This is a genomic window from Rhabdaerophilum sp. (assembly GCF_046092605.1).
Taxonomy (GTDB): domain Bacteria; phylum Pseudomonadota; class Alphaproteobacteria; order Rhizobiales; family Beijerinckiaceae; genus Rhabdaerophilum.
Genome location: NZ_JBJTDY010000081.1, coordinates 1 through 15,023, shown reverse-complemented (window position 1 = coordinate 15,023; position 15,023 = coordinate 1). Strand labels below are relative to the sequence as shown.

14 protein-coding genes and 2 pseudogenes are annotated in these 15,023 nt (G+C 63.4%); 9 read left to right on the top strand and 7 right to left on the bottom strand.

What is annotated here, in order from left to right; translation table 11 throughout:
• Both ACKODO_RS06735 and ACKODO_RS06730 read right to left on the bottom strand, forming a co-directional pair.
• Positions 1 to 345: pseudogene (locus ACKODO_RS06735) on the bottom strand (tyrosine--tRNA ligase); the annotation flags it as partial.
• A gap of 172 nt (positions 346 to 517) precedes the next feature.
• Entirely contained in the window at positions 518 to 1,168 is a 651-nt protein-coding gene (locus ACKODO_RS06730) for an alpha/beta hydrolase (RefSeq protein ID WP_408982680.1), read from the bottom strand.
• 225 nt (positions 1,169 to 1,393) lie between these two features.
• On the opposite strand from ACKODO_RS06730, the gene ACKODO_RS06725 reads away from it, so the two are divergent.
• From ACKODO_RS06725 to ACKODO_RS06695, 7 genes are all read left to right on the top strand, one after another.
• Positions 1,394 to 2,629: a cysteine desulfurase family protein gene (locus ACKODO_RS06725; protein ID WP_408982679.1), complete on the top strand. Its 1,236-nt coding sequence runs from the start codon at positions 1,394 to 1,396 to the stop codon at positions 2,627 to 2,629.
• A 69-nt stretch (positions 2,630 to 2,698) separates the two neighbouring features.
• Positions 2,699 to 4,168: a Fe-S cluster assembly protein SufB gene (sufB, locus tag ACKODO_RS06720; protein ID WP_408982678.1), complete on the top strand. Its 1,470-nt coding sequence runs from the start codon at positions 2,699 to 2,701 to the stop codon at positions 4,166 to 4,168.
• A complete protein-coding gene (locus tag ACKODO_RS06715; protein ID WP_408982677.1) occupies positions 4,168 to 4,719 on the top strand; it encodes a hypothetical protein in 552 nt (183 codons plus the stop codon). Before sufB ends, ACKODO_RS06715 begins: the two co-directional genes overlap by 1 nt.
• A 131-nt stretch (positions 4,720 to 4,850) precedes the next feature.
• On the top strand, positions 4,851 to 5,600 hold the full coding sequence (sufC, locus tag ACKODO_RS06710) for a Fe-S cluster assembly ATPase SufC (protein WP_408982676.1): 750 nt from the start codon (positions 4,851 to 4,853) through the stop codon (positions 5,598 to 5,600).
• Between the two features lie 7 nt (positions 5,601 to 5,607).
• Entirely contained in the window at positions 5,608 to 6,876 is a 1,269-nt protein-coding gene (sufD, locus tag ACKODO_RS06705; protein WP_408982675.1) for a Fe-S cluster assembly protein SufD, read from the top strand.
• Positions 6,873 to 8,096: a cysteine desulfurase gene (locus ACKODO_RS06700; RefSeq protein ID WP_408982674.1), complete on the top strand. Its 1,224-nt coding sequence runs from the start codon at positions 6,873 to 6,875 to the stop codon at positions 8,094 to 8,096. Before sufD ends, ACKODO_RS06700 begins: the two co-directional genes overlap by 4 nt.
• Positions 8,097 to 8,108: 12 nt before the next feature.
• The gene (locus ACKODO_RS06695; RefSeq protein WP_408982673.1) at positions 8,109 to 8,492 is read left to right on the top strand and encodes an SUF system Fe-S cluster assembly protein; all 384 of its coding nucleotides are present in this window, start codon (positions 8,109 to 8,111) and stop codon (positions 8,490 to 8,492) included.
• Positions 8,493 to 8,506: 14 nt separating this feature from the next.
• Here the strand turns inward: ACKODO_RS06695 and ACKODO_RS06690 are convergent, their stop codons facing one another.
• On the bottom strand, positions 8,507 to 9,109 hold the full coding sequence (locus ACKODO_RS06690) for a GNAT family N-acetyltransferase (RefSeq protein WP_408982672.1): 603 nt from the start codon (positions 9,107 to 9,109) through the stop codon (positions 8,507 to 8,509).
• 153 nt (positions 9,110 to 9,262) lie between these two features.
• Between ACKODO_RS06690 and ACKODO_RS06685 the strand changes: the two genes are divergently transcribed.
• Complete coding sequence (locus tag ACKODO_RS06685) at positions 9,263 to 9,670, top strand: HesB/IscA family protein (protein ID WP_408982671.1); 408 nt, start codon at positions 9,263 to 9,265, stop codon at positions 9,668 to 9,670.
• A gap of 124 nt (positions 9,671 to 9,794) precedes the next feature.
• On the opposite strand, the gene ACKODO_RS06680 is transcribed toward ACKODO_RS06685, so the two are convergent.
• The gene (locus ACKODO_RS06680) at positions 9,795 to 11,405 is read right to left on the bottom strand and encodes a DEAD/DEAH box helicase (protein WP_408982670.1); all 1,611 of its coding nucleotides are present in this window, start codon (positions 11,403 to 11,405) and stop codon (positions 9,795 to 9,797) included.
• Positions 11,406 to 11,597: 192 nt separating this feature from the next.
• Positions 11,598 to 11,882 carry a hypothetical protein gene (locus ACKODO_RS06675; protein ID WP_408982669.1) on the bottom strand — a complete coding sequence of 95 codons (285 nt, stop codon included), beginning with the start codon at positions 11,880 to 11,882 and terminating at the stop codon, positions 11,598 to 11,600.
• A 197-nt stretch (positions 11,883 to 12,079) separates the two neighbouring features.
• Here ACKODO_RS06675 and ACKODO_RS06670 point away from each other — a divergent pair, with 197 nt between their 5' ends.
• Entirely contained in the window at positions 12,080 to 12,679 is a 600-nt protein-coding gene (locus ACKODO_RS06670; protein ID WP_408982668.1) for a Spy/CpxP family protein refolding chaperone, read from the top strand.
• A gap of 70 nt (positions 12,680 to 12,749) precedes the next feature.
• On the opposite strand, the gene ACKODO_RS06665 is transcribed toward ACKODO_RS06670, so the two are convergent.
• Together ACKODO_RS06665 and ACKODO_RS06660 are read right to left on the bottom strand one after the other, a co-directional pair.
• Positions 12,750 to 14,420 (bottom strand): methyl-accepting chemotaxis protein, encoded by a 1,671-nt coding sequence (locus ACKODO_RS06665; RefSeq protein ID WP_408982667.1) that lies wholly within the window; start codon positions 14,418 to 14,420, stop codon positions 12,750 to 12,752.
• 192 nt (positions 14,421 to 14,612) lie between these two features.
• Positions 14,613 to 15,023 (bottom strand): annotated as a pseudogene (locus tag ACKODO_RS06660) (DNA topoisomerase IV subunit B); the annotation flags it as partial.

Genomic DNA, 15,023 nt, shown 5'->3' with positions numbered 1-15,023 from the left:
GAAGCTTGAAAAGGTCTTCTTGATCTCTTCCTTGTTGGCGTCGATCTGCTCGATGGTCAGGATCTTGCGCGTCTCGTCCTTGCCCGAGGGGTCGCCCACGCGCGTCGTGCCGCCGCCCATCAGCGGAATCGGCTTGTTGCCGGTGCGCTGGAGCCAGGAGAGCATCATGATCGAGATGAGATGGCCGATATGCAGGCTCGGCGCGGTGCAATCATAGCCTACATAGGCGACGATCTCGCCCCTGGCCGCCAGCGAATCGAGCCCGGCGAAATCGGAAGCCTGATGCACATAGCCCCGCTCGATGAGCGTGGCGAGGAAATCGTATTTCGGCGTGAAGTCGCTCATGATGGCTACTCGGAATTGACAGTCGGAAGGCCGCGGATCGGGATGAGAGCTTCACCGTCATGCCCGGGCTTGTCCCGGGTATCCACGTCTTTCCTCATCTGATCCAGTCAAGTCGTGGATGGCCGGGATGAACCCGGCCATGACGTCGGAGCGCTTCAGGCGCCAGGTTTGCTCAGGCGCGCGGCGCGCCGAGCCGCATGTCGAGATATTCGCCGACCTTGCCCACGAGCTGCTCCACGCGGTTCTCGAAGAAGTGGTTCGCGCCCTCGATCACCACGTGATCGAGCCTCACGCCCTTCTGCACCTTCACCTTGTCGATGACGCTCACCACCTCGCCCGCCGGCGCGACGCGGTCCTGGTCGCCATGCACGAAGAGGCCGGAGGCCGGGCAGGGTGCGAGGAAGGAGAAATCGTAGCGGTTCGCCATGGCCGCGATGGAGATGAAGCCCTCGATCTCCGGGCGACGCATCAGAAGCTGCATGCCGATCCACGCCCCGAAGGAGACGCCGGCCACCCAGCAATGGCGGGCATCGGGATTCAGCGCCTGCATCCAGTCAAGCGCCGCGGCGGCATCCGAGAGTTCGCCCGCGCCGTGATCGAAGACGCCCTCCGAGCGCCCAACGCCGCGGAAATTGAAGCGCAGCACCGAGAAGCCACGTTCATGGAACGTATAGAAAAGATTATAGACGATCTGGTTGTTCATCGTCCCGCCGAATTGCGGGTGCGGATGCAGGATGATCGCGATCGGCGCGCCCTTCTTCCTGGCGGCCTGGTAGCGGCCTTCGAGACGGCCTTCCGGCCCGTTGAAAATCACCTCAGGCATGGTTTTCCTGTTCCGAATGTCAGGCCAGCGCGCCCCTCGCGGGGCACTCCCCACGAAAACGAAAAAGGCAGGCTCTTGACGGGAGGGCCTTGTGCCCCACTTTAGAATTATTCTAATTGTTTCCAGAGGGCTGGAAACTTTTGGGAGCGCGTGCGAATAGCACAATTCCACGCGAAAAGGGAAGTTTTTTTGCCGCTCGGGCGGATTCGGAGGTCATCGGCCGCTATGGCCAAGGCGCGCGCCTATCTCGATTGGAACGCCACGGCACCGCTGCACCCTGCTGCGCGCGAGGCTGTGTTGCGCGCGCTCGATACCATCGGCAATCCGTCCTCGATTCATGCTGAGGGGCGCGCGGCCCGCGCCCTTGTTGAGGAGGCCCGCGCCGGCGTCGCGGCCTTGGTCGGCGGCGAGGCTGAGAATGTGATTTTCACCTCCGGTGCGACGGAAGCCGCGAATGCGTTGCTCGGGGCGGATCAGGCAAGTTTCTCTCCGATTTTCCTCTGCGGCGACGATCATCCGCCGCGCGGAGCGGTGATCTACGGCGAGACCGAGCATCCTTGCGTGATCGCTGCGGCTTTGCGCGCGATGGATCTCGCTGGCGCAGCCCTGCCGATCAAGCCGCAGCCCGATGGCCGCATCTCTCCCGGCGCTCTGGCCGGGATGCTGGAAAGGGCGCGCCCGCTTCAGCCTGAAGGCGCGAGGCCGCTTGTTGCGATCCAGCTCGCGAATAACGAGACGGGCGTGCTGCAGGATATTCCGGCCCTGGCTGAAACCGCACGCGCGGGCGGAGCGATCGTGATCGTGGATGCGGCGCAGGGACCGGGTCGTGTCGAAATCGACATCAATAAACTCGGAGCGGATGCGCTGTTCCTCTCCGCGCATAAATTCGGCGGTCCCAAGGGTGTCGGTGCCATTGTTTTCGCGCATGGCACAACGCGGCTTGCGCGCGCATTCATTCCCGGCGGCGGGCAGGAGCGGGGCCAGCGCGGTGGCACGGAGAACGTGCCTGGAATTGTCGGCATGGGGGCTGCGGCTCGCGCTGCGAAGGCGGATTTTGATCCCGAGACCCTGATCGAGCTTCGCGATCGATTCGAAAATCATCTCAAGACGATCGCGCCGGAAGTTCGAATCGTGGGCCAAGGCGTCGCGCGGCTTCCCAACACCTCCCTTTTCGCGATTCCCGGCGTGACCGCCGAGAAGGCGCTGATCGCGTTCGATCTTGCGGGCGTGGCGGTCTCCTCCGGCTCCGCTTGCTCCTCGGGCAAGGTGAAGGCGAGCCATGTTCTGGAAGCGATGGGCGAGCAGGGCTGGGTGAAGGCCGGCGCGATCCGCCTTTCCATCGGCCCGACCACGACCGCTGCCGATATCGATCAGGCGCTGGGTGTGGTCGATCAGCTCGCGAAGCGGGAAAAAGTGAAAAATTCTGCCTCGAAAGGGGCATTTGCGGTGAGCGCGGCCTGATCGGCCGGGCATGGTTATGCGTAGAGAAGCGGACAACCCTCGGTCCTTGAAGCCGATGAGGAGGATGAGATGCCGGCAGTGAAAGAGACGGTGGAAACCGTCCGGAAGATCGACGTCGATCAATATAAATACGGGTTCGTGACAGACATTGAATCCGAACTCGCGCCGAAGGGGCTCGACGAGGATACCGTTCGCTTCATCTCCGCGAAGAAGAACGAGCCGGCCTGGCTGCTGGAATGGCGGCTCGATGCCTTCCGCCGCTGGCAGACCATGCAGGAGCCCACCTGGGCGCGCGTGCGTTACCCTGAGATCGACTTCCAGGATCTGCATTACTACGCAGCACCCAAGAAGACGCCGGGCCCGAAGAGCCTCGACGAGGTCGATCCCGAACTTCTGAAGACTTACGAGAAGCTCGGAATTCCCTTGCGCGAGCGCGAGATCCTCGCGGGCGTCGAGGGCGCGAAGGTTGCGGTCGATGCGGTGTTCGACTCGGTCTCGGTGGTCACCACCTTCAAGGAAGAGCTGGCCAAGGCCGGCGTGATCTTCTGCGCGATCTCCGAGGCGGTGCACACGCATCCCGAACTCGTGAAGCAGTATCTCGGCACCGTGGTGCCGACGACGGACAACTTCTACGCCACGCTCAACAGCGCGGTCTTCTCGGACGGCTCCTTCGTCTATATCCCGCCGGGCGTGAAATGCCCGATGGAGCTTTCCACCTATTTCCGCATCAACGAGCAGAAGACCGGCCAGTTCGAGCGCACGCTGATCATTGCCGACAAGGGCTCTTATGTGAGCTACCTCGAGGGCTGCACCGCGCCGAAGCGCGATGAAGCCCAGCTTCACGCGGCGGTGGTCGAGCTGATCGCGCTGGACGATGCCGAGATCAAGTATTCCACCGTCCAGAACTGGTATCCCGGCGACAAGGATGGCAAGGGCGGCATTTACAACTTCGTGACGAAGCGCGGCGATTGCCGGGGGCAGCGCTCGAAGATCTCGTGGACGCAGGTCGAGACCGGCTCGGCCATCACCTGGAAGTATCCCTCCTGCATCCTGCGCGGGGAGGGCTCTTCGGGCGAGTTCTACTCGATCGCGATCTCGAACGGCTACCAGCAGGTCGATTCCGGCACCAAGATGATCCATCTGGGCAAGAACACGACCTCGAAGATCCTCGCCAAGGGCATCGCGGCGGGCCGCTCGGACAACACCTATCGCGGGCAGGTCACCGCGCACAGGAAGGCGACGGGCGCGCGCAACTTCACGAATTGCGACAGCCTTCTCATCGGCCAGCAATGCGGCGCGCATACGATTCCCTATATCGAGAGCAAGAATTCGAGCGCCGTGTTCGAGCACGAGGCGACGACCTCGAAAATCGCCGAGGATCAGCTCTTCTACTGCATGCAGCGGGGCCTCGATGAAGAGGAGGCGGTGGCGCTCATCGTCAACGGCTTCGTCAAGGACGTACTTCAGCAGCTGCCGATGGAATTCGCGGTGGAAGCGCAGAAGCTCATCGCCGTGAGCCTTGAGGGGAGCGTGGGGTGATGGCTGATTATCTACGCATTCTGACTACCGCAGCCTTGATCGTTTGCGCCACCCCGGCTTTGGCCTGCACCTGTGTTGAGGATATGGCCGTAGTTTTGCAGGCCGAGCAAGGCCAAGACGTGAAGAAATCTACCGCCGAGCGGCTTGAAGAAGCCAGTAAACGTGAAAACGAGATCAATATAAAACGGATGGCACGGGCCAATATCATTGTCCGTGGCAAGATGGTTTATGTACGTGCGGGTGAGGATGTGCTGCTACCATCTGGCCCGGCTTTTTCTTCTGGAACCCAATCAGCAACCCCGCTGTCCTTGCGTGCTGTTGTCGCTGATTTCAAGGCGATGAATGCGATCAAGGGGAAAACTGACAATCGCATCACTATTTACACTGGATTCGGCATCGGTGACTGCGGCTTGGCTTCAGGTTTTCTTTTTGCTGTTGCTTCGGATCGCGAAATTTCGATTGCCTTGAAGCCATTCCCTGGTGTGCCGAACGCCTACGGAGCGAGTATCTGCGAGTATGCAGAACTGCATTCCGATTCGCCCCCGCAATAACCTAACTGTCATGGCCGTACTTATTTCGGCGATCCACGTCTGCTGCCTTTTCTTCCTTTTTCCATGTCGTAGATGGCCGGAACAAGTCCGGCCATGACGTCGAGGAAAGACCCAGAACCCGGAACAAAACCATGCTTGAAATCAAGAACCTCCACGTCGAAATCGACGGCAAGAAGATCCTCAACGGCCTCAATCTCAAAGTGAAGCGCGGCGAAGTCGCGGCCATCATGGGCCCGAACGGCTCGGGCAAGTCGACCCTCTCCTATGTCATCGCCGGCAAGGAGGATTATGAGGTTACCGAGGGCGAGATCCTGCTCGATGGCGTGAACATCCTCGAGATGGAGCCGCATGAGCGAGCCCATGCCGGCCTGTTCCTGGCCTTCCAGTATCCGCTGGAAATTCCGGGCGTGGCGACCATGACCTTCCTCAAGGCCGCGCTCAACGCGCAGGCGAAATCGCGCGGCGAGGATGAACTCTCCCCCGGCGAGTTCATGAAAAAGGTGCGCGAGGCAGCGGGCAAGCTCGGCGTCAACCCGGACATGCTGAAGCGGCCGCTGAATGTCGGCTTCTCCGGCGGCGAGAAGAAGCGGATGGAAATCCTGCAGATGGCTTTGCTTGAGCCGAAGATGGCGATCCTTGATGAGACCGATTCCGGCCTCGATATCGATGCCCTTCGCATCGTGGCCGAGGGCGTGAACGCGCATCGCGATCCCGACCACGCCTTCCTCGTCATCACGCATTACCAGCGCCTGCTGGATCATATCCGCCCCGATACCGTGCATGTCATGGCCAAGGGCCAGATCGTGCGCACCGGCGGGCCGGAAATCGCGCTCGAACTCGAAGAGCGCGGCTATGCCGAATATCTCGGCGAAGCGGCGTGAGGGCACAATGGCGAACCCTGTCGTGATCATGCGGAATTCGGCCGAGACGGCTTTCATCGAGCGCTTTGCGGCCGAGAAGGCCTCGCTCCCCGGCGCGGCGCAAGCGCGGGCCGAAGCCTTCGCGCGCTTCGAGGCCAGGGGCCTGCCCTCGAAGCGCATCGAGAGCTATCATTATACGGATGTGCGCAACCTCATGCGCAGCGTTGCCCCCGCGGCGAAGGATGCGGTGGCGGGCGAGACGTTGAAGCTTGAGGGCTTCGTGCGGCACGGCTTCACGAATGGGCGCTGGCAGGGGGGAGATTCCTCCGCTGGCGTGACGGTTCAGCCGCTGGCCGATGCCTATCGCGAGGGCCTCACGCCCGGCCTCGGCATGGGGCAGGCGAGCGATGTGGTGGTGGATCTCAACACGGCTTTCGCGCGTGACGGCGTGGTGATCCGCATCGCGGCGGGCCGGCACGCCAGGCTGCATCTTGCGTTTTCCGAGAATGTCGGTGCAGCCGCGAGCATCCTGCCGCGCGTGATCGTGGAAGTGGGCGAAGGCGCTTCGCTCATGTTGGTCGCCACACATGAGGGGCCTTCCGGCATCGTCTATCAGGTGAACGAGGTGGTGGAACTTCGCCTCGGCAGGCAGGCAAAGGTCGAGCATATCCGCCTGAACCTCTCCGGGGACAAGGCGATGGTGTTGTCGAGCGTGGCCGCCACGCTGGGCGAAGAGGCCGAGTTGCAGACGATGCCGGTGTCGCTCGGTGGCGAGGTTTGCCGCCATCAGGTGTTCGTGACCTATCAGGGCGAGAACGCGAAAGCGGCGATCCGCGGCGCGACCATGCTGAAGGGCAATCAGCACCATGATTCGACCCTCGTGGTGGATCACGCCGTGCCGCATGGCGAGAGCCGCGAGCTTTTCCGCACGGTGGTGGATGGTTCGGCCCATGGCGTGTTCCAGGGCAAGATCATCGTGCGCCCGCATGCGCAGAAGACCGATGGCCAGATGGCGTCCAACGCTTTGCTGCTCTCGGATGATGCCGGGATGTCGAACAAGCCGGAGCTCGAGATCTTCGCCGATGACGTGGTCTGCGCCCATGGCGCGACTTGCGGTTCGCTCGACGAGAACCAGCTTTTCTACCTCCAGGCGCGCGGCCTGCCCCGCAGAATCGCCGAGGCGCTGCTGGTCGAGGCGTTCCTCGGCGAGGTGATCGACACCGTGAGCGAGGAATCCTTGCGCGAGCGGCTCGCCGGCCTCGTGAGCGACTGGATGCAGGCGAGGGCGATTTCATGACGCTCGACCTCGCGCGGATACGCGCGGATTTCCCGGCACTTGCGCTCGAGCCCTACGGCAAGCCGCTGACCTATCTCGACAACGCCGCTTCCGCCCAGAAGCCGCGGCAGGTGCTGGAGCGCATGACGCGAGCCTATGAGTCCGAATATGCCAATGTGCATCGGGGCTTGCATTACCTTGCCAATGCCGCGACCGAGGCCTATGAGGCCGCGCGCGAAAAGGTGCGGGCGTTTCTCAATGCGCCTTCGGTGGATGAGATCATCTTCACGAAGAACGCCACCGAGAGCCTCAATCTCGTGGCTTCCGCCTTGGGCCGGCACCTGAGGATCGGCGAGGGCGACGAGATCCTCCTCTCGATCATGGAGCACCATTCGAACATCGTGCCCTGGCATTTCTGGCGCGAGCGCCATGGCGCGGTGCTGAAATGGGCGCCGGTCGATGCCGAGGGCAATTTCCTGCTCGATGAATTCAAGAAGCTCATCACGCCGCGCACCAGGGTGATTTCCATCACGCACATGTCCAACGCGCTCGGCACCATCGTGCCGATCAAGGATGTGGTGGGAATCGCGAAGAAGCACGGTATTCCGGTGGTGGTGGATGGCAGCCAGGCGGCGGTGCATCTCCCGGTCGATGTGCAGGACCTCGCTTGCGACTTCTACATCTTCACCGGCCACAAGCTCTATGGCCCCTCGGGCATCGGCGTGATGTGGGGGCGGAAGGCGTTGCTGAACGCCATGCCGCCTTTCCTCGGTGGTGGGGAGATGATCCGCGAGGTCTCCGAGGAGAACGTCACCTATGGCGATGCCCCGCATCGCTTCGAGGCGGGCACGCCGTCGATCGTCCCGGCCATCGGGCTCGGCGCCGCGATCGATTATGTGAACGCCATCGGCAAGGACGCGATCCGCGCGCATGAGGATGATCTCCTCGCTTATGCCACGGAGCGGCTCTCGGCGATCAACTCGATTGCGATCATGGGCCGGGCCCGGAACAAGGGCGCGATCCTCTCGTTTTCGCACAAGGCGGCGCATGCGCATGACATCGCGACCGTGATCGACCGGCAGGGCGTGGCGGTGCGGGCGGGCACGCATTGCACGCAGCCGCTCTTGAAGCGCTTCGGGGTCACCGCTACATGTCGCGCAAGCTTCGCGCTCTACAACACGCGCGAGGAGGTCGACCGGCTGGCTGAAGCGCTGATGCGCGCCGACAAGCTGTTCGCGTGAGGAGTAGGCGAGATGGACAACACCGCTGATGTTTCCCGCGAGGCTGAAGCCGCGACCGCAAGCCCGATCGGAGCGATTCCGCCCGAAGAGCTCGACCGGCTGACCGACGCCATCATCGCCGCGCTGAAGACCGTGTATGATCCCGAGATTCCGGCGGATATCTACGAACTCGGGCTGATCTACCGCATCGATATCTCGGATGAGCGGTTCATCACCGTGGATATGACGCTGACCGCGCCGGGCTGCCCTGTAGCGGGCGAAATGCCGGGCTGGGTGGAGACGGCGGTGCTCGGCGTGCCCGGTGTTTCCGGCGTCAAGGTCAACATGACCTTCGATCCGCCCTGGGATCAGTCGCGAATGAGCGATGAGGCCCGCGTCGCGCTCGATATGTGGTGATCAGGAGCGGAGCTTCAGCTCCTGAGCTGCGCCCCGGCAAGTTCGCCCGAGCCCTTGGTGTGGCCGCGCAACGCATCGAATTCCCGCTTCAGCAAGCCGACAATCACGTCGTCATGCCAGTCGCCGGCGATCAGCGCGCTCTCGCGCTCGATACCTTCGCGCACGAAGCCCACGCGCTCATAGGCGCGGATGGCGCGGGTGTTGAAGGAGAGCACGCGCATCGAGAGCTTGTGCAAAGCGAGCACGTCGAAGCAGAATTCGGCCACGGCGCGGATCGCCTCGGTGCCCAGCCCCTTGCCGAGGGCAGCGGGATCGAGAATGCCGATGATCAGGCCGGCGCGGCGATCGGCCTCGACGAAATTGTCGATCAGGATCTCGCCGATGGCCCGGCCCTGATGCTCGATCACCCAGGCGGCGGGGTGGCTCGCGATATTCTCCACCCAGGCCTTGGCCTGCTCGTCGGTGAGGGGCGAGAGCTTGCGCGGATCCGCCCCGAGATAGCGGTAGATCTCCGGATCGCGGCCCAGCGCCAGGCGATCGGCGATATCGCTCGGAAGAGGGCGCCGCAGGACGAGACGCTGGGTGCGAAGGCTGGGGAGGGGAGATGGAAGAATCATGAGGTCCGGATACCAGAGGGTGTGCCAAGATCACAGCCTCACTCGCTTTTTTTCGCAAGCGCGCTTATACTGATGTGAACAGGCCCTTGCCTTTTGCATCGGCCTTTCACCCACGCGACCCGGGTTTTTGAGCCCGCCGTTCCGGAGGTTGTCATGAGTTCCGTTCCTGCCGGCGCATCCGCCGCGCCGCGTCGTCGTTTCCAGGTCATGAGCCTGACGGATACCGCTGCTGACCGTGTTCGCGAGACAATCGCCAAGGCTGACAAGCCCATCCTCGGCATTCGTGTGGGCGTGAAGAATGGCGGCTGCGCCGGCATGTCCTACACCATGGAATATGCGGAAGCGAAAAACCCGCTCGACGAAGTGATCGAGGACAAGGGCGTGACCATCCTGGTCGATCCCAAGGCCGTGCTCTTCCTGCTGGGCACGGAAATGGATGTGAAGACCGATGTCTTTTCCTCCACCTTCGTGTTCCGCAACCCCAACGAGACATCCGCCTGCGGCTGCGGCGAATCGGTCGCGATCACCCCGGCTGATCCAGAAGCTCTGGCGAAAGCCTGAGCGGTCGGAGGCCGATATCGATGGCGGCACGCGCGGGCTGTTCGAAAGGCACGGCGCGCCCCCTTCACCCGCGACCCGTTCACCCATGAGAAGAGAAGCGGCCGGCAGGCGAGTATAAGCTGGTTCAGCGCTTCATGAAGCCCGGCAGGAACTCGCCGAAGCCCTTGGGCGTCGGGCCGTCATCCTGGTCGCGATCGCGGCGCGGGCGGCGCTCCTCGCGGCGGGAGCGATCAGTCACCTGCAGGGCAGGGCGAGGGGCTTCCTCACGCGGCGCCAGGTCTGCTCGCGGCGCACGGTCTGCTCGCGGCGGACGGGCCTCACGCGGTGCGCGCTCTTCCCGAGGGGGGCGCGGCTCGCGGCGCGGCTTTTCGGCCACCAGGGGCGCGTCCTCGGCCTCGCCGCCGGCGGCATCGATGATCTTCTGTTCCCTGGCGGTGCGCACATGCTCGCGCTCGCCACGGGATTTCCCGCGCGGGCTGCGTTCCTTGTCGCGGCCGCCGCGGCTGCTCTCACGACCGCGACGGGCCGGGCGCTCCTCGCCTTCCGGCGCGGGCGGCAGGGCGGCCAGGTCGCCGCTTTCATCCCAGGGGATGGAACGGTTGATGAGCTTCTCGATGGCCGCAAGAGACTTTTCATCTCCGCGCGCGATGAGCGTCAGCGCTGTGCCGAGGCGGCCGGCGCGGCCGGTGCGGCCGATGCGGTGGACGTAATCCTCGGCGTGATGCGGAATGTCGTAGTTGAAGACGTGGCTGACATCGGGGATGTCGAGGCCGCGCGCCGCCACATCCGAGGCCACAAGCAGGGTCAACTCGTTCTTGCGGAAGGCATCGAGCGCGTTCATGCGCGAGCGCTGGTCCATGTCGCCATGCAGCGCGCCGACAGAAAACCCGTGCTTCTGCAGGCTCTTGTAGACGGTCGCGACCTCGCTCTTCCGGTTGCAGAAGATGATGCCGTTCTTGAGCGGGTTATCCGAACCCTCTTCCTGCGCCACGCGGATGAGGCGGCGGAGCGTCTCGCGCTTCTCGTAATCACGCCCATGCGTGGCCACGAGCTTCTGCGTGATGGTCGTGGCGGTGGAGGAGGCGCGCGCAACCTCGATCTTTACCGGGTTCGAGAGGAACTTCTCGGTGATGCGCTGGATTTCCGGCGGCATGGTGGCCGTGAAGAACAGGGTCTGGCGGGTGAAGGGGCAGACGCCGGCAATGCGCTCGATATCCGGGATGAAGCCCATATCGAGCATGCGGTCGGCTTCGTCGATCACCAGCACCTCGATGCCGGTGAGCAGGAGCTTGCCGCGCTCGAAATGGTCGAGCAAGCGGCCGGGCGTGGCGATGAGAACATCGACGCCGCGGGTGATTTTCTGGTCCTGATCGCCGAAGGAGACACCGCCGATGAGGAGCGCCACCGAGAGCTTGTGGTTCTGACCATATTTGACGAAGCTTTCCTCGACCTGTGCCGCGAGTTCGCGCGTGGGTTCGAGGATCAGCGTGCGCGGCATGCGGGCGCGGGCGCGGCCCTGCTCGAGAATCGAGAGCATGGGCAAAGTGAAGGCTGCGGTCTTGCCTGTGCCGGTCTGTGCAATGCCGAGGACATCGCGCCGCTGCAGCACATGCGGGATGGCCTGGGCCTGAATGGGGGTGGGTATGGTGTAACCGGATGTCGTGACGGCATCCAGCACGGCCTGCGAGAGGCCGAGATCGGAAAAGGAAAGAGGTTGGGTCTCGGTTTCGGTCAAGGACGGGCCTGCCTTTGTCGCGCGATCGGCGCGGGCGCCGAACCCGCTTTCGCGGGCGAACCCCGCGCGCGTCGCGCCCTCACGCCTCGGACGGCGTCATGCATGCTTGGCGATAGTCCTCGCGAGTCCTCTTTGCAACCGCGAAATCTCTGATCTACCGCAAAAATCAGCGAAAACGAGGCGGATTGCCGCTCAGCGGCGGCAATCGGTTTCCCTTTTCGCCATCGGGCCGATGGAGCCGGTGGCCATGCGATCATCCAGCACCGAACGCGTTACGGTGTAGAGGCGGGTTTCTGCCTGGGCCGGATTGCGCGGGGTGGAGAAGGTCTGCTGCGCCACGGGCACGAACCATTCCATCGCCTTCACGGTGGCCTGCGCGCCGAGGAAGGCGAAGCCGACCACGGCCAGCAGGAGGATCGTGAAATCGCGCATCACCCGCTTTTCGGATGAGAGCAGAAACAGGCTTTCGCGCAGCATGGGGGCCTCCGGAATGGGCGCGGCACATCCTCACCATCATGAACAAACAGGCTTAATGCTTGGTTATTCCGGCCCGTTTTCCGGTTTCCATGGGCAGAAACCGTCTGCAACATGACCAATCCTTAAGTTGAATTACCCCGGCTTCCGGCGCTTGCTTACCGGGGGACGCGACATCCGAAACACGGGAGACAGGCAACATGAGCGAGACCCGCTCCACCTTTTCGAAGCCGCTCACCAGATGGCTGATTGCCGGTGCGGCGGTCCTCACCATCGGCATCGGCGTCAGCATCGCCGAATGGGGTCCGCGCTTCGGCGGTCCGGGCGGCTGGCGCAGCCAGGGGCCGGAGAGCATGATGCGCCAGCAGGCCCGGATATGCGAGCGCGATCCGCTGCGCTACGAGGGCGTGGCGCGCGCCTTCCTGCGGGCTGATCTTGACCTCAAGGCCGAACAGAATGCCGAGATGGACAAGCTCGCGGCCATTCTCGTGCCGGCTCTGAAGGACCTCCGCGACGAGGTGTGCAACAATTTCGCGGGCAAGACCGGCACCGCGCCGGAGCGGCTCGAGCGGCTCGCCATCATCCTGCGCAAGGCGGCGGATGCGGCGGAAAAGACGGTTCAGCCGGCGAAATCCTTCTATGCCACGCTGGATGATCGCCAGAAGGCGCGCGTGGATGAACTCGCCGAGCGTCGCCGCATGCGCGGCCACCATGGCGGCCATCACGGTGGCGGTTCAGGCGGGCCAGGCACGGGCGGTTCCGGTATGGGCGGTTCCGGCGAAGGCCCGCGCTGGCGCTGAACAAGCAGCCGACAGAAATGCAAAGGGCGCCCGCCGGGCGCCCTTCTTGTTGCCGGAGCGGGAGCGCCGATCAGGCGGCGCGCACCGTGCGCAGGAAATTATCGACCCGCATGCGCATCATCACGCTCTGCTCGGCCAGTTCCTTCGAGGCCGCGAGAACCTGCTCGGCAGCGGCACCGGTATTCGCCGTGGCCGATGTGACGACCGAGATGCCATGCGAGGCATGCTCCGTGCCGGCCGCGACCTGCTGCACATTCTCCGAGATCCCTTGCGTCGCGGCACTCTGCTCGGTGACCGCGACCGCGATGGAGGAGGCGACCTGGTTGATCTCCTCGATCATCGAGGTGATCTCCCGGATGGCGTTGATTGAATCCCCCGAGGCGCTCTGGATGGCGCTGACATGCTCGGCGATCACATCAAGCGCGCGCGTCGTCTGGGTCGCGAGCTCCTTCACTTCGCTGGCCACCACGGCAAAGCCGCGTCCCGCTTCGCCCGCGCGAGCCGCCTCGATGGTCGCGTTCAGCGCCAGCAGGTTGGTCTGCGAGGCGATCGACTTGATCATCTCGACGACCTCGACAATCTTCTTGCCGGCCTCGCTGAGGCGCTGGGCGGCGCGATCGGTCTCATGCACCTTGTCCGCGGCGGCTGCGGCATAGGCCGAGGATTGCTCGGCCTGCCGGCCGATTTCCTGGATGGAGCTTGCGAGTTCGCTGGTATTGCCGGCGAGGGCCTGCACGCTTTCTGAGGCCTCATGCGAGGCGGCGGCAACGGCCGTGGATTGCTCGGTCGCTGTGCGTGAGACCTCCAGCATCGAATTGGCGGCCCGCGCGAGTTCGCTCGCGGTCTGGGTGACCGAATGCACGATGCTCGCGCTGGCCTGTTCGAATTCACGGATGTTCTGCTCGATCTCAGCCGCGCGCTGAAGCTGGCGCTTCTGCTCTTCCTCCGCCTGCAAGCGCATGGCCCCGCGCTCGATGGCGCCATGCCGGAAGCTCTGCATGGCGCGCGAGATGTCGCCGAGTTCGTTGCGGCGCTCCGTGCCCAAGATTTCGGTGTCAAGATCGCCGGCAGCCAGCTTGTTCACGGCCTCGACCGAGCGCTTCAGGGGCGCAGCCACGCCGAAGGCAACATACCAGGCGGCCGCCATGCCCAGAATGCAGGCGAAGGTGGTGAGGATGAGCAAGGCGAGTTTGGCCTGCGCGCCGGTCCGTTCGGAAGCCTCGTAATCGCTGTTGGAATGGTCGAGCAGGTACTCGATGATCGCGGCGATCTTCTCGGTGCCGGGATCGATGGCATCATACATATCCTTCACGATGAAGGTCTCGAGGCCCTTCATGTCGCCCTTTTCAAGCAGGGCTATCATGTCGAGCGTGGCCTTGCGGGCCAGGGCAAGCTTGCCCTGCGTCTCGCCGATCAGCTTGCGCTCGGTCTCCGTGCTGGCCTGGGCGACGTATTCCGGCCAGAGCCTGTCGATCTCGGCCATGGCGACCTTCATCGCCTTCAGGGATTGATCGGGCTTGAAATTGCCGTTGCGCGCCTTGTGGGCGGCATCGACCACGTCCACCGCATAGCGATCGGAAATCACCTTCAGGTTGCGCAGGGGGATGACGTGAGAACGGTAGATTTCATCCAGCGCGGCGGTCTTCTCGTTGAGCGCAAACCACGCGGTTCCGGCAACGCCCATGGTGAGCGTGAACACCATCAGGAAGGCGGCGATCAACCGAGTCGAGATCTTGTGCATGCCGGTCCCCAAGAAATACGAAACTTCATCATCCGACTGACTTTCGGATCGCGACTTTCCGGGATTTTGATATCGCGAGGGTGGTAACCGCGCGGTTAATTCAGCCCGCGAAGCAATCTGCGGATGTGGGGATGAAGCACGATTTTCCAGGTTTGCGGCGCAGGTCAGGCGATTTTTCCCGGATCTGACCGATCAGAGATCGACCAGTTCCTCGGCGAAGGCCGCACGCTCCTGGATGAAGGCGAAACGGGCCTTTGCGTTCTCGCCCATGAGGCGCTCGACCGAATCATCCGTTTCGGCCTTGCTCTCGGCAGGCACCACGACGCGCAGCAGCGTGCGCTTCTTCGGGTCCATGGTCGTTTCCTTCAGCTGCTGGGCCATCATCTCGCCCAGCCCCTTGAAGCGCCCGACATCCGGCTTCTTGCCTTTGAAGTCGCGCGCAAGAAGCTCCTCCTTGTGCGCGTCATCGCGGGCATAGACGGTTTTTCCGCCATGCGTGATGCGATAGAGCGGCGGCACGGCGAGGAAGAGGTGCCCGTTCTCGATCAGCTTCGGCATCTGCCGGTAGAAGAAGGTGATGAGGAGGGAGGCGATATGCGCGCC

Coding starts and splice junctions, on each gene's coding strand:
- sufD (WP_408982675.1), top strand. CDS start 5,608: ATGGCGAACCCTGTCGTGATCATGCGGAATTCGGCCGAGACGGCTTTC.
- ACKODO_RS06730 (WP_408982680.1), bottom strand. CDS start 1,168: ATGCCTGAGGTGATTTTCAACGGGCCGGAAGGCCGTCTCGAAGGCCGC.
- ACKODO_RS06675 (WP_408982669.1), bottom strand. CDS start 11,882: ATGCTGCGCGAAAGCCTGTTTCTGCTCTCATCCGAAAAGCGGGTGATG.
- ACKODO_RS06725 (WP_408982679.1), top strand. CDS start 1,394: ATGGCCAAGGCGCGCGCCTATCTCGATTGGAACGCCACGGCACCGCTG.
- ACKODO_RS06690 (WP_408982672.1), bottom strand. CDS start 9,109: ATGATTCTTCCATCTCCCCTCCCCAGCCTTCGCACCCAGCGTCTCGTC.
- ACKODO_RS06715 (WP_408982677.1), top strand. CDS start 4,168: ATGGCTGATTATCTACGCATTCTGACTACCGCAGCCTTGATCGTTTGC.
- sufB (WP_408982678.1), top strand. CDS start 2,699: ATGCCGGCAGTGAAAGAGACGGTGGAAACCGTCCGGAAGATCGACGTC.
- ACKODO_RS06700 (WP_408982674.1), top strand. CDS start 6,873: ATGACGCTCGACCTCGCGCGGATACGCGCGGATTTCCCGGCACTTGCG.
- ACKODO_RS06665 (WP_408982667.1), bottom strand. CDS start 14,420: ATGCACAAGATCTCGACTCGGTTGATCGCCGCCTTCCTGATGGTGTTC.
- ACKODO_RS06695 (WP_408982673.1), top strand. CDS start 8,109: ATGGACAACACCGCTGATGTTTCCCGCGAGGCTGAAGCCGCGACCGCA.
- sufC (WP_408982676.1), top strand. CDS start 4,851: ATGCTTGAAATCAAGAACCTCCACGTCGAAATCGACGGCAAGAAGATC.
- ACKODO_RS06685 (WP_408982671.1), top strand. CDS start 9,263: ATGAGTTCCGTTCCTGCCGGCGCATCCGCCGCGCCGCGTCGTCGTTTC.
- ACKODO_RS06670 (WP_408982668.1), top strand. CDS start 12,080: ATGAGCGAGACCCGCTCCACCTTTTCGAAGCCGCTCACCAGATGGCTG.